The 13649-nt window shown below is 75.4% G+C and carries 10 protein-coding genes; 7 read left to right on the top strand and 3 right to left on the bottom strand.

Features of this window, described 5'->3' with window-relative positions; translation table 11 throughout:
• The first annotated feature begins 35 nt into the window (after positions 1–35).
• On the top strand, positions 36–506 hold the full coding sequence (locus tag AC2A1K_RS23740; protein ID WP_337705225.1) for a gamma-glutamylcyclotransferase family protein: 471 nt from the start codon (positions 36–38) through the stop codon (positions 504–506).
• A gap of 22 nt (positions 507–528) precedes the next feature.
• Here the strand turns inward: AC2A1K_RS23740 and AC2A1K_RS23735 are convergent, their stop codons facing one another.
• Both AC2A1K_RS23735 and AC2A1K_RS23730 read right to left on the bottom strand, forming a co-directional pair.
• Entirely contained in the window at positions 529–3291 is a 2763-nt protein-coding gene (locus AC2A1K_RS23735) for a Tex family protein (RefSeq protein WP_483898842.1), read from the bottom strand.
• Between the two features lie 180 nt (positions 3292–3471).
• Positions 3472–4692, bottom strand: a complete 1221-nt coding sequence (locus AC2A1K_RS23730; protein ID WP_483898799.1) for an amidohydrolase — start codon at positions 4690–4692, stop codon at positions 3472–3474.
• A 287-nt stretch (positions 4693–4979) separates the two neighbouring features.
• Here AC2A1K_RS23730 and AC2A1K_RS23725 point away from each other — a divergent pair, with 287 nt between their 5' ends.
• The 5 genes from AC2A1K_RS23725 (at position 4980) to AC2A1K_RS23705 (ending at position 11240) form a co-directional block, all read left to right on the top strand.
• Positions 4980–7880 carry a protein kinase domain-containing protein gene (locus AC2A1K_RS23725; RefSeq protein WP_483898798.1) on the top strand — a complete coding sequence of 967 codons (2901 nt, stop codon included), beginning with the start codon at positions 4980–4982 and terminating at the stop codon, positions 7878–7880.
• Entirely contained in the window at positions 7877–8710 is an 834-nt protein-coding gene (locus AC2A1K_RS23720; protein ID WP_483898797.1) for a purine-nucleoside phosphorylase, read from the top strand. Before AC2A1K_RS23725 ends, AC2A1K_RS23720 begins: the two co-directional genes overlap by 4 nt.
• Positions 8707–9174 (top strand): flavodoxin family protein, encoded by a 468-nt coding sequence (locus AC2A1K_RS23715; RefSeq protein WP_483898796.1) that lies wholly within the window; start codon positions 8707–8709, stop codon positions 9172–9174. Before AC2A1K_RS23720 ends, AC2A1K_RS23715 begins: the two co-directional genes overlap by 4 nt.
• Positions 9175–9290: 116 nt before the next feature.
• A complete protein-coding gene (locus AC2A1K_RS23710; protein WP_483898795.1) occupies positions 9291–10202 on the top strand; it encodes a DUF559 domain-containing protein in 912 nt (303 codons plus the stop codon).
• Between the two features lie 102 nt (positions 10203–10304).
• Positions 10305–11240, top strand: a complete 936-nt coding sequence (locus AC2A1K_RS23705) for an NADP-dependent oxidoreductase (RefSeq protein ID WP_483898794.1) — start codon at positions 10305–10307, stop codon at positions 11238–11240.
• Here the strand turns inward: AC2A1K_RS23705 and rsmI are convergent.
• Entirely contained in the window at positions 11229–12038 is an 810-nt protein-coding gene (gene rsmI, locus AC2A1K_RS23700) for a 16S rRNA (cytidine(1402)-2'-O)-methyltransferase (protein ID WP_483898793.1), read from the bottom strand. The genes AC2A1K_RS23705 and rsmI overlap by 12 nt on opposite strands.
• A 25-nt stretch (positions 12039–12063) precedes the next feature.
• Between rsmI and AC2A1K_RS23695 the strand changes: the two genes are divergently transcribed.
• Positions 12064–13629 carry a dolichyl-phosphate-mannose--protein mannosyltransferase gene (locus AC2A1K_RS23695; RefSeq protein ID WP_483898792.1) on the top strand — a complete coding sequence of 522 codons (1566 nt, stop codon included), beginning with the start codon at positions 12064–12066 and terminating at the stop codon, positions 13627–13629.
• Positions 13630–13649: the final 20 nt, after the last annotated feature.

Genomic DNA, 13649 nt, shown 5'->3' with positions numbered 1-13649 from the left:
GCCCGCGCCCGCTCCTCCTGGCTACCCTGTCGCCCGTGCCGCTCTACGCCGCGTACGGATCCAACATGGAGCCCGCGCAGATGATGCAACGGGCGCCCCACTCGCCCATGTCGGGCACGGGCTGGCTCGAGGGCTGGCGCCTGACCTTCGGGGGCGAGGACTTCGGTCTCGAGGGCGCCCTCTCCACCGTGGTCGAGGATCCGTCGTCACGGGTCTTCGTCGTGCTCTACGACGTCAGCCCCCTCGACGTCGACCAGCTCGACCGCTGGGAGGGCGGCGAGCTGGGGATGCACAAGAAGCTCCGCCTGCGCATCCAGACGATGGACGGGCCCCAGCTGGCGTGGGTCTACGTGCTCGACGCCTACGAGGGCGGCCTGCCCTCCGCCCGCTACATCGGCGTGCTCTCCGACGCCGCGGAGGCCGCCGGTGCCCCGGACGACTACGTGCAGGCGCTGCGCGAGCGCCCCTGCCGCTCCGTCGGCCCCGGGCCCGGCTCGGAGCTGTAGCGCGCCCGCCCGGCTCGGGCGTTCAGCTCTTGTAGCCCGCGCGGCGCAGGGCTTCGGCCATCGCGTCGTTGGTGGGCGCGGGGCGCCGGTCGCGGTTGCCCTGGCCACCGCGGCTGCCCTGGCCGCGGTTCTCGTGGCCGCCACGGCCCTGACCACCCTGACCACCACCCGGACCACCCTGACCACGGGCTCCCTGGCCGCGTCCGCCGCCCTGGCCGCCGCCCTGGCCGCCCTGGCCGCCGTCCTGGGGTCGCCCGCCCTGCCGACCACCGCGGCCACCGCCCTGGCGACCACCACCCTGACGGCTGTCCTGCTGACGGCTGTCCTGCTGACGCCCGTCCTGGCCCTGACCGCCTTGACCGCCCTGACCGCCGCCACCGCGCCCGCGCCCGCCGCGGCCCCGGCCACCCTGACCGCGTCCGTCCTGACGCTCGCCGGTGTGCGTGGCGGTGTCGCCTGCCTCCGGGGCGGTCGCCGTCGCCCGGCCGCCGCCCTGACCGCCGCGCGCGCGACCGCCGCGACCACGCCCGCCACGACCACCGCCCCGGCCGCCCTCGGGCCTGGTCTCGGCGCCCGCGGTCTCCTCCTCGTCGAGCCGTAGCGTCAGCGAGATCCGCTTGCGCTCGACGTCGACGTCGAGGACCCGCACGCGCACGACGTCACCCGGCCCGACGACCGAGCGGGGGTCGGAGACGTAGTCCTTGGACATCGCCGAGATGTGCACGAGTCCGTCCTGGTGCACGCCCACGTCCACGAACGCGCCGAACGCGGCGACGTTGGTGACCTGGCCCTCGAGCACCATGCCCGGTGTCAGGTCGGTGATCTGCTCGACGCCCTCGGCGAACTCGGCGGTGGTGAACTCGGGGCGCGGGTCGCGGCCCGGCTTGTCGAGCTCGGCGATGATGTCGAGCACCGTCGGGCGCCCGAAGCGCTCGTCGGTGAAGGCGTCGGGGTCGAGCTCGGAGAGCAGCGCGGTGTTGCCGACGAGGCCCTCGACGTCGGTGTGGGTGGACTCCACGATGCGGTGCACCACCGGGTAGGACTCGGGGTGCACCGCCGAGCGGTCGAGCGGGTCGTCGGCGTCGGGGATGCGCAGGAAGCCCGCGCTCTGCTCGAACGCCTTGGCGCCCAGGCGCGGCACCTCGCGCAGCGCCGTGCGGGACGCGAACGGGCCGTGCTCGTCGCGGTGGCCGACGATCGTCGTCGCGAGGCCCGCGCTGATGCCCGACACCCGGCGCAGCAGCGGCGCCGAGGCGGTGTTGACGTCGACACCGACCGCGTTCACGCAGTCCTCGACGACCGCGTCGAGCGAACGTGACAGTGCCGTGCCGGCGATGTCGTGCTGGTACTGGCCGACGCCGATCGACTTGGGGTCGATCTTGACGAGCTCGGCCAGCGGGTCCTGCAGGCGCCGGGCGATCGACACCGCGCCACGCAGCGACACGTCGAGGTCGGGCAGCTCGGCGGAGGCCTGCTCGGAGGCGGAGTACACCGACGCCCCGGCCTCCGACACGACCGCCGCGGTGAGCCCGAGCTCGGGCTCGCGGGCGATGAGGTCGCGCACCAGCGCGTGCGTCTCGCGCGAGGCCGTGCCGTTGCCGATGGCGACGAGCTCGACGCCGTGCTCGCGCGCCAGCTCGCCGAGGCGGGTCCGCGAGGCCTCCCACTGCCGGCGCGGCACGTGGGGATGGACGGTGTCGGTGGCGACGACCTTGCCGGTGCCGTCGATCACCGCGACCTTCACGCCCGTGCGCAGACCCGGGTCGAGCCCCATGGTCGGGCGCGCGCCGGCGGGGGCGGCGAGCAGGAGGTCGCGCAGGTTGCCGGCGAACACCAGCACCGCGCCCTCCTCGGCGACCTCGCGCAGGCGCACCCGCAGGTCGACGATCAGGCGGGACAGGATGCGCGTGCGCCACGCCCACCGCACGGCCTCGCCCAGCCAGCGGTCGGCGGGACGGCCCCGGTCGGCGACGCCCACCGCGCTCGCGATGCGCGCGAGATACACGTCGTTGATCGCGGTCTCGTCGTCGTCGGCGGCCAGCGGGTCGAGCGTGAGCGCGAGGACCTCCTCGGTCTCGCCGCGCAGGACGGCGAGGATCCGGTGGGAGGGCAGGCGGGTGAACTTCTCGTCGAAGGCCCCGTAGTCGGAGAACTTCGCCGCGTCCTTGTCACCCTCGCCGCCGCGCCCCTCGCGGTAGGTCGCGGTGAGCCGCCCGCGGCGCCACATCTGGTCACGCAGCTCGCCGACGAGGTCGGCGTCCTCGGCCCAGCGCTCGACGAGGATCGCTCGGGCGCCCTCGAGGGCGGCGTCGCGATCGGGCACGCCCTTGTCCGGGTCGACGTAGGAGCCGGCGGCGGTGCGGGGGATGTGCGTCGGGTCGGTGAGCAGCGCGTCGGCCAGCGGCTCGAGCCCCGCCTCGCGCGCGATCGCCGCCTTCGTGCGCCGCTTGGGCTTGTAGGGCAGGTAGACGTCCTCGAGGCGGCTCTTGGTCTCCGCGCCGAGGATGCGCGCCTCGAGCTCGCCCTCGAGCTTGCCCTGCGAGCGCACCGACTCGAGCACGGCGGCGCGGCGCTCCTCGAGCTCGCGCAGGTAGGTCAGGCGCTCCTCGAGCGTGCGCAGCTGGGCGTCGTCGAGCCCGCCCGTGGCCTCCTTGCGGTAGCGCGCGACGAACGGGACGGTCGCCCCGCCGTCGAGGAGCTCGACCGCCGCCGACACCCGGTGCTCCACGACGCCGAGCTCGTCGGCGATGCGGCGGGTGACGGGCGGCAGCACCGGGGCGGACACCGTGGCCACACCGCCCTCGGCGGGGGTCGTGACGTCCGTGGCGGTCACCGTCGCATCGCTCACGGCCGCCATCGTGCCCGACGCCGTTCCCGCCGCGCCAAGCAGATGCGCGTCCCAGCGCTCCTGCGTCACGCGGTCACGCGACCGGCGGCGCGAAGCCCCACCGCCGAGTGACGCCGACTAGCCGCCGAGCGAGGCGAGTGCCGCGTGGACCAGGGTCCGCACGCCGACGGGCAGGGCACGCTCGTCGAGGTCGAACGTGGGCTGGTGGATGTCGGACATCTCGCCGACGCCCGACCAGACGCCGAGTCGGCCCATCGCGCCGGGCACGTGCTCGAGGTACCAGCCGAAGTCCTCGCCGCCGCTGGACTGCTCGGTGCCCACGGCCGCCGCCGGGCCGTTCGCGCGCTCCGCGGCGCGGGCCAGCAGGTCGGCCGCGACGGCGTCGTTGACCACCGGGGGGACGCCGCGGCGGTGCTCGAGCACGTAGCCGACGCCGGTGGGGGCCAGCAGCGCGGTGACCAGCGAGCGGACCAGCGGCTCGAGCTCGTTCCACGTCGCGTGCTCGGCGGTGCGCAGGGTGCCGGCGAGCATCCCCTGCTGCGGCACGGCGTTCGCGGCGTGACCGGCCTGCACCGCGCCCCAGACCAGCACGGTGCCCGAGCGCGGGTCGACGCGGCGGGAGAGGAGGTCGGGCAGCCCGGTGATGACGGTGCCGAGCGCGTGCACGAGGTCGGCGGTGAGGTGCGGGCGCGAGGTGTGCCCGCCGGGCGAGGTGAGGCGCAGCTCGATCATGTCGCACGCCGAGGTGATCGCCCCGGTGCGCGTGCCGACCTTGCCGACCTCGAGGCGCGGGTCGCAGTGCAGCGCGAAGATGCGGTCGACGCCGTCGAGCCCGTCGTCGGCGATGACGTCGAGGGCGCCGCCGGGCTGCACCTCCTCGGCGGGCTGGAAGACCAGCCGCACCCGTCCGGGCAGCGACGGCGCGGACGCCAGCGCGAGGCCGGCCCCGAGCAGCATCGCCGTGTGCGCATCATGACCGCACATGTGGGCGACGCCGGGGACGCGCGAGGCGTACGAGGCGTCGGTGTGCTCGGTGAGCGGCAGGGCGTCGAGGTCGGCGCGCAGCGCGACCGTGCGGGGCCCCTGCCCGATGTCGCAGATCAGGCCGGTGCCGGGCAGCAGCCGGGGCTGCAGGCCCGCGGCGGTGAGGACCTCGGCGCACAGCCGGGTGGTCTCGAACTCACGGCGGGCCAGCTCGGGCCGGGCGTGCAGCAACCGACGCCAGCCGACGACGTCGTCGGCGTGCGTGGCGAGCCACCGGTCGATCCACTCCGGGCCGTTGCCTGCGCCGAGGTCGACCACGGGGGCCGACGCAGGGCGGGGCTCCGCCAGAGTCATCGAACACACCTCCCGTGTCGGGCCCGTGGCAGGTCCGACTGTCCGGACCAGCATGCCTGCGCCGGACGGCGGTTGTGAGCGATCGAGACGCCTCGGCGCCGAGGGGTCGCGATCGCGCTGTCGGCGGCGACCTGCGTCACCGACCGGACCGACGAGCGGGCGGTCCGCGCAGGTCACCGGCGTGCCAGGCCGTTGCTCGGCGCTCGCAGGCCGTCCGGCGCAGCGGATCTGACACCGGGTACCCCGGGGGCGCCCCGCCCACCGGTCGACGTTGCCATGATGGTCGGGTGAGCCCCGCACCCCCCGACGCACCCGGCCCGCGCCGGATCGTCGGTCGCTACCGCCTCGAGCACGAGCTCGGTCGCGGCGCCATGGGGACGGTGTGGTCGGCGTACGACGAGGTCCTGCACCGCCCGGTCGCGGTGAAGGAGGTGCGGCTGTCGTCGGTTCCGGTGAACGAGCGCGCCATCGTCCGCGAGCGCACGCTGCGTGAGGCGCGTGCGACCGCGATGCTCAGCCACCCCAACGTCGTCACCCTCTACGACGTCGTCGAGGTCGCCTCCGAGCCCTACGTCGTCATGGAGCTGCTCCCCTCGCGCAGCCTCGCGAGCTACATCGGCGAGCGTGGCCGGCTGACCCAGCCCGAGGCCGCGGAGATCGGGTCGGCGGTCGCGTCGGCGCTGACGACGGCGCACCGCGCCGGCATCACCCACCGTGACGTCAAGCCCGGCAACGTCCTCATCGGCGAGAACGGGCAGATCAAGCTCACCGACTTCGGCATCGCCCGCAACGCCGCCGAGCAGTCGATGACCCAGACCGGCACGGTCCTCGGGTCGCCGCCCTACATCGCGCCCGAGGTGGCGATGGGGCGCGCCGTCGGGCCGGCCGCCGACCTGTGGGGGCTCGGCGCCACCCTCTTCGCCTGCCTCGAGGGACGCCCGCCGTACGACGCGGGCGACCCGGTCGGCACGGTCACCGAGGTCGTGCACGGCGAGGTGCCGGTGCCGGCGGGCCGCGGGCCGGTCGTGGACGTCATCCGCGGGCTCATGGTCAAGGAGCCGGCGATGCGCATGCCGCTGGCCGCCGTGCGCCGCCGGCTGCGCCCGCTGCTGTCCGACCCCGAGGGCCCGGTGCTCGCGGTGTCGTCCGCACCGCCCACCGCGGCGTTCCGCGTCCCGCGCCCCGGCCCGGCGAGCGACCAGGCCGGGCTGATCCCGGCGTCGTCCTCGCCCTCGTCCTCGTCCTCGTCCTCGCCCTCGTCCTCACGCGGCCCGACGGGCACGCTCGCCGACGGCAACCCGGCCGCGCCCGCTGCTCCGGCTGCTCCCGCCTCCCCCGCGGACCCGTCGGCCCGGCCGCGCCCGTCGCCCGCGCCGCGCACCGGTCCGGATGTGCCGGCGGCGGCCGAGGCGCCCGAGACGTCGCCCGAGAAGGAGGGCCCGGCCGAGGAGGAGGCCCTCGAGACCCCGCCCGCCGAGGAGGCCGAGAGCGCCGAGTCCTCCGAGGTCGAGGCGCCGGAGAAGCAGGACGACGCGCCCGCGGTCGCCGGCGGCGCCGCGGCGGGGGCCCTGGCGGCCGCGGTCGGCACCGCCACGTCCGACGACGAGGCGGACGAGACGCCTGCCGCCCAGGACTCGAAGGGCTCCCAGGACCCGGAGGCCACCGAGGACGCCGAGGAGGCCCCGGCCGCCGAGGCCCCGGACGAGTCGGGTGACGAGAAGGACGACGAGCCCGAGCCCGCCGAGGGGGCCGGCGGCGAGGAGCAGGTCGCCGAGGCCCCGCCCGCGGAGCCCGAGGACGCGGAGCCCGAGGACGCGGAGCCCGCAACCGGGGAGCCCGAGGACGCGGAGTCCGCAACCGGGGAGTCGGCAACCGGGGAGTCCGCAACCGGGGAGTCCGCAACCGGGGAGCCCGCGGACGGCGAGAAGCCGGCGACCGGGCCGTCCGAGGTCGCAGCCGAGGTGGCGCCCGAGGAGACGGCCGAGGAGACGGCCGGCGACGAGGAGCCCGTCGCCGAGGAGCCCGCGAGCGAGGAGGCCGTCGAGGAGCCCGCGGCTGCGTCGTCCGAGTCGACCGCCGCCGACGACGAGAAGGCTGCCGACGAGAGGCCTGCCGACGAGAAGGCTACCGACGGGAAGGCTGCCGAGCCGGCGGATGAGGAACCGGACGCCGACGGGACGCCCGACACCGGATCGAACGCCAACGGCAACGGCAACGGGCCGACGGCTCCGAGGACGCCGGCCTCCGCCCGGCGTGTCCCCCCGCTGCCGTCGGACGCCGAGACGACGATGGTCGGGCCGCGGGTGTCGACGTCCGAGGACGTCACGCGCACCGTGCGGCGTCCGCCGCTGCCGCCGCGGACCGGGCCCGCGCCGGCCGCGCGCTGGACCCCGCCGAGCGGCGCCCCCGCCCCCGGGTGGCGTCCCGCGCCGCCGCGGCCGCAGACGTCGGGGATGAACACCCCGGGCCCGGGGCAGCTGGCGCCGGACCCCGGTCCCCTGCCCTTCACCCCGACCCCGAAGCCACCGACGCCTCGGCGCTCGCCGTGGGCGGTGGCCGCGGTGGTGGTGCTGCTGGTGCTCATGGCGGCGATCGGGGCGGTCGGCGCCTACGCCCTGACGCGCTCGCTGGCCGGCCAGGGCGCCACGACGACGGTGCTGACACCGTCGGGACCGGAGGTGGCGGGCACGGTCCTCATCGCGCACGCCGACACCGACGAGCGCTACAGCGGTACCGGGCTGGGCTTCAGCGCGCTCGTTCCGGCGGGCTGGCAGCAGTTCCGGCTCGAGCAGGCCGGCGGGGACATCACCGTGCGCTTCGTGTCGCCGGACGCCCACCGCGAGCTGCGGGTCGACCGCGTCACCGGCTTCTACCCGTCGCAGAGGGCCGCCGACTACGTCGCGCTCCTCGCCCGGCCGGCCAGCCTGGGCGTCGACGGCAGCACGGTCGGGCCGGTGGAGAACGTCGGCGCCGCCGCTCCGGGCGCCGAGCCGCCGCAGCAGGTCGTCTACCGCACGACGTCGGGACCGGACGACCGCACGACATGGGCGCGGCTGGTGCCGTCGGGCAACGATCTCTGGGTGGTCCGGCTGACCGCGCCGAGCGCCGATCCGGTGGGCGCGCCCGAGCAGTTCCGCGCGGTCGCCGACAGCTTCGCCGTCCCGCCGCCCGAGGCGGCCCCGCGGTGACGGTCACCGACCCGCCGGAACCGCTCCCGCCGTCGCCCGAGGAGGCGGCCGCCGAGCTGGCGAAGCGCACGGGCGCGCTGACCCACGACGTCGCCGTCGTCCTGGGCTCGGGCTGGCGGCCCGCGGCGGACGCGTTCGGGGAGCCCGTCGCCGAGATCCCGTTCACCGACCTGCCCGGCTTCGCCCCGCCCGGCGCCCCCGACCACGCCGGCGTGGCGCGCTCGGTGGACGTCGCCGGGCACCGAGTCCTCGTGATGCTCGGGCGCACGCACCTCTACGAGGGGCACGGGCCCGCGCAGGTCGTGCACCCCGTGCGTACCGCCTGCGCCGCGGGGGCCCACACGGTCGTGCTGACCAACGCCGCCGGGGGCATCGACCCGTCGTACGCGGTCGGGCAGGCGGTGCTGGTCGCCGACCACGTCAACTTGACCGCGACGTCTCCGCTGGTCGGGCCCGTGTTCGTCGACCTCACCGACGCCTACGACCCGGGCCTGCGCGCGCTCGCCCGCCGGATCGACCCCGACCTGCCCGAGGGCGTCTACGCCGGGCTGCGCGGCCCGCACTTCGAGACGCCTGCCGAGATCCGGATGCTGCGCACGCTCGGCGCCGACCTCGTGGGCATGTCGACGGTGCTCGAGACGATCGCCGCGCGGGCGGCGGGCGCACGAGTCGCGGGCGTCGCGCTCGTCAGCAACCCCGCCGCGGGCACCACCGACGACGCGATCGACCACCGCGCGGTCATCGACTCCGTCCACGCCGCCGCGGCGCGCACCGGCGAGCTGCTGCACCGGCTCGTCGCGGCCGCGCTGGAGGAGACGCCGGCGCCGTGACCCGCCTGCTGGTGGTGCACCACACCCCGTCGCCGACGCTGCACGAGCTGCTCGGCACGGTGCTCGAGGGCGCGGGCACCGACGAGATCGAGGCCGACGTCGAGGTGATCAGCCGCCCGGCGCTCACCGCGGGCGCCGCCGACGCCCTGGCCTGCGACGGCATCGTGCTCGGGACGCCGGCGAACATCGGCACGATGTCCGGGGCGCTCAAGCATTTCTTCGACCAGGTGTACTACCCGTGCCTCGACCAGACGACCGGGCGTCCCTTCGGGCTCTACGTGCACGGCGGATCCGACACCGCGGGCGCGGTTCGGGACGTCCTCACGATCGCGGGCGCGCTGGGGTGGGAGCAGGCGGCGGAGGTCGTCACGTCGACCGGCGAGCTCACCTCCGCCGAGCGCGAGGCGGCGTGGGAGCTGGGCGCCACGGTGGCGCTGCGGGCCGTGGAGGCGGCCGCCGACTAGCAAGATCCGAGTCCTCGGAGCGAATGTTCCGCTCAGCGGAGCGTTCGCGCCAGAAACTGAGATCTTGGTGATCCGGGGCGTGGATCCGTGGCGCCGGCCGCTGCGTCGAACCCGGCATGACCACCGACACACAGCGCATCGAATTCCGCCGGCTCATCCGCCGCCAGCACGGGGTGCTCAGCCTCGAGCAGGCGGTGGCGGCCGGCTACACGCGGCAGGCCGTGGCCCGCAAGGTCGCCCAGAAGGCATGGTTCCCGGCCGGGCCGCGGACCTACCAGGTCGCCGAGCACGCGAAGACGCCGCGTTCGTGTGCCGTCGCGACCCTGCTGTCGCTGGGGCCGGACGCGACGATCGTCGGGGACTCGGCCGCGTGGTGGTGGGGCCTGCTCGACATCGCGCCCGACCGCACTCGGGCGGCCGTGCCCCCGAACCGGCGCCCGCGTCCCCGCGGGGACGTCGACATCGTCCGGCGCGCGATCGCTCCCGTCGACCGGGTCCGGGTGTCCGGGGTCGCCGTGACGGCCCGTGCCCTCACGGTGCTCGACGCCGCCGCGGTCCTCGGACTCGACGCCGGGGCGGAGGTGGCCGACCGGGCGCTGCAGAAGGAGATGGTGACCGTCGAGAAGCTCCGCGAGACGCACACCCGTACCGCAGGACGCCGCGGGACCACGATCGGCGGCGAGCTCATCGCCCTCGCGGCCGGCGGCGCCGCCTCGTGGGCGGAGCGGACGCTGCACGCGGAGATGCGCGCGGCGGGCGTCGTCGGCTGGTCGGCCAACACCGAGATCGTCCTGCCGGGCTACGGGCGCGCCGTCGGGGACGTGGTGTTCGAGCAGGAGAAGGTGATCGTCGAGGTGGACGGCTGGGCGTACCACCGCGATCTGCGCGCCTTCCGGCGCGACGGCCCCCGCCAGTCGGCGCTCGCGGCCGCCGGCTGGGTCGTCCTGCGGACCCACTGGTACGAGCTGCGCGGGCACGCGGCGGTCTTCCTGACCCGGCTCCTCGAGACCCTCCGCGCAAGATCCTGATTCGAGGAGCGGGAGTTCCGCTGAGCGGAGCGTTCGCTCCACGAACCGAGATCTTGCCCGACCGGCGGGCATGTCCGGGCACCGGAGAGCGTTGCGCGGGGCATGACATCGCGAGCCGTGCAGTACCGCCGCTTCGGAGGGCCCGAGGTCCTCGAGGTCGTCGAGCGTGAGGACCCGGTCCCGGGCGAGGGCCAGGTGCGCCTCGCCGTCCGCGCCGCGGCGGTGAACCCCCTGGACTGGAAGCTGCGCACCGGCGCCATGGCGGGCACCGACGCGCCGCCGGAGCCGACGGTGCCGGGATACGACGTCGCCGGCGTCGTCGACGCGGTCGGCGCGGGCGTGACCGACTTCGCGGTCGGCGACGAGGTACTCGGCACGGGCGCGAACGGCGCCTACGCCGAGAAGATCGTGGCCGACACCGTGCGCCTGGTCCGCAAGCCCGCGGCGCTGTCGTTCGAGCAGGCGGCGTCGGTGCCGGTGGGCGCCACCACCACCTACCGGGTGCTCGACCTCCTCGGCCTCGGCGAGGGTGACCACACCGGGACGACGCTGGTGGTCGACGGGGCGTCCGGGGCCGTCGGCGTCTACGCCGTCCAGCTCGCCGTCGCGCGCGGCGCCACCGTGATCGGCACCGCGGGCGAGAAGCACCAGGACGACGTCCGCGCACTCGGCGCCACGCCCGTGGTCTACGGCGACGGGCTCGTCGACCGCGTCCGCGCCCTCGCCCCGCAGGGCGTCGACGCGGCCCTCGAGACGGCCGGCAAGGGCGCGCTGCGCGACCTCGTCGAGCTCACCGGCTCCCCGGACAAGGTCATCACCATCGCCGACTACGGCGGCGCCCAGGAGCTCGGCGTCACCTTCAGCTCCGGTGGCGACCCCTCCGACGAGCGCCGCTGGCTCGCCGACGCCACCGACCGCCTCGCCGACGGCCGCTTCCGCACGACGACCGTCGTCACCTATCCCCTCGCCGACGCGGGCACGGCGCAGGACGACAACCAGCACGGCCGCGTGTCCGGGAAGCTGGTGCTACTTCCGTAGCTTCACGGCCGCGGCGTAGAGGTCGTTGGTCGAGACCCCGTGCGCCTCGCCGACCTCGCGCGCCGCCTCCTTGAGACGGCGCCCGTCGGCGACGAGCGCCGGACCCAGCACGACCGTGATCTCGCCCAGGGGCTCCCGCGCGGAGGCCCAGGCGAGCAGGTCGCTCAACGAGCCCCGCACGACCTCCTCGTGCGTCTTGGTCAGCTCGCGGCAGACCGCACCGCGGCGCTCGCCGCCGAGCTGGGCGACCGCGGCCTCCAGCAGGGACCTCAGCCGCCGCGGCGACTCGAAGAAGACCGTCGTCCTCGTCTCGCGGGCCAGCTCCGCGAACCACGCCCGCCGCTCGCCGTCCTTGCGCGGCGCGAACCCCTCGAAACAGAAGCGGTCGGTCGGCAGCCCGGAGACCGCCAGCGCCATGAGCACCGCCGAGGGCCCCGGTAGGCAGCGCACCGCCAGGTCCTCCGCCAGACACGCCGCGACGACCCGGTAGCCGGGGTCGGACACGCTCGGCATCCCGCCGTCGGTGACGAGCAGCACGGTGGCGCCGCCGCGCACGTCCTCGACGAGACCCGGGGTGCGCCTGACCTCGTTGTCCTCGCGGAACACCACGACGCGCCCGCCCACCTCGACGCCGAGGTCGGCCGCCAGGCGCCGGAGCCGACGAGTGTCCTCCGTGGCGACGACGTCGGCGGTGGCCAGGGCGTCGCGCAGCCGCGTCGAGGCGTCCGCCGGGTTGCCGAGCGGGACACCACCCAGCAGGAGCACCCCGTCAAGACCCCCAGTTGGCACCTCTGGCACGCCCGAGACCATACGATCGGTGCCCGTGACGGCCACCATCGCGCGCCCCGCGTCCCCCGGCGGGCTCGCGCGGCCGGCGCCGCAGGACGCCCCGGCCGTCGCCCAGCTGCTCGGGCGCCCGATGCCCACCGACCGGGTCCGCGGCTGGGTCGTGGCGCTCGTCCTCACGGTGATCGGCGGGATCGTCCGCTTCTGGGACCTCGGCTGGCCCACCGACCAGGGCACGCCGATCTTCGACGAGAAGCACTACGTGCCCCAGGCCTGGCAGGTCCTGCGCAACGGCGGGTACGAGGACAACCCCGGGTACGAGCTCGTCGTCCACCCGCCGCTGTCCAAGCAGCTCATGGCGGTCGGCCAGTGGATCTTCGGTTACGACCCGGTGGGCTGGCGGGCGGCCTCGGCGCTCGCCGGCACGATCTGCATTCTCGTGATCATCCGTGTCGCGCGGCGGATGACGCGGTCGACGCTGCTCGGCGCCCTCGCGGGCGTGCTGCTCATCGCCGACGGCGTCAGCCACGTCTCCGCCCGCGTCGGAATGATCGACATCTTCCCGGCCGTGTTCGTGCTGCTCGCGTTCGCGGCGCTGCTCGTCGACCGCGACGACGTCCGGGCGCGCCTGGCGGTCGTCGTCGCCGAAGGCCGTGTCGCCGAGACCGTGTACGGGCCTCGGCTCGGCGTGCGCTGGTGGCGTCTCGCGGCCGGCGTGTGCCTGGGGCTGTCGCTCGCCGCGAAGTGGTCGGGGCTGTACTACATCGTCTTCTTCGGCCTGCTGCTGGTCGGCTTCGACGCGGCGGCCCGGCGCGCGGCCGGCGTCGCCCGCCCGTTCGTCGGGACCCTCGTCCGCGACGTCGCGCCCGCGATCTGGGCGTTCCTCGCCGTCCCGGTCCTGTGCTACGTCGCGAGCTGGCTGCCGTGGATCGCGAGCGAGACCGGCACCGACCGCCACGCCGTCGGCCAGCAGCTGCCGCTCGGCGGGCCGTTCGGCTTCCTGCCCGACTGGCTGCGCGGCCTCGTGTACTACAGCACCAAGGTGCTCGAGTTCCACGCCACGCTCGACACCCCCCGCGGGTCGCCGCACCCCTGGGAGTCGAAGCCCTGGACGTGGCCGATGGGCCTGCGCCCGATGCTCTACTACTACGAGTCCGGCACCGCCGAGCTCGGCTGCGGCGGACCGTCGTGCGTGTCCGCGGTGATGCTCATCGGGACGCCGGCCTTGTGGTGGGTGTCGCTGCCGGTGCTCGGCTGGTCGATCTGGCGCGTCGTGACGGCGTTCGACTGGCGCCACGTCGCGGTGCTCGTCGGCTACGGTGCCGGCTTCCTGCCGTGGTTCACCAACCTCGACCGGCAGATGTACTTCTTCTACATGACGCCGGTGGTGCCGTTCCTGGTGCTGGCGGTGGTTCTCGCGCTCGGGGAGTTCCTGGGACGGCGAGAACAGGGCCTCGAACGCCGGCGCACGGGCACGCTCGTCGTCGGCGTCTACACCGGTCTCGTCGTCGCCAACTTCGCGTGGCTGTGGCCGATCCTCGTGGGCACGTGGATCACCGCCGACCGCTGGAACGCGGAACTCTGGCTGCCGTCCTGGCGCTGACGAGCACGATCGAGACGGCG

It is taken from the genome of Actinomycetospora sp. 2LY8.5 (assembly GCF_057180585.1).
The sequence above is the reverse complement of the archived record's forward strand: the minus strand, read 5'-3'. Positions and strand labels throughout refer to the sequence as shown.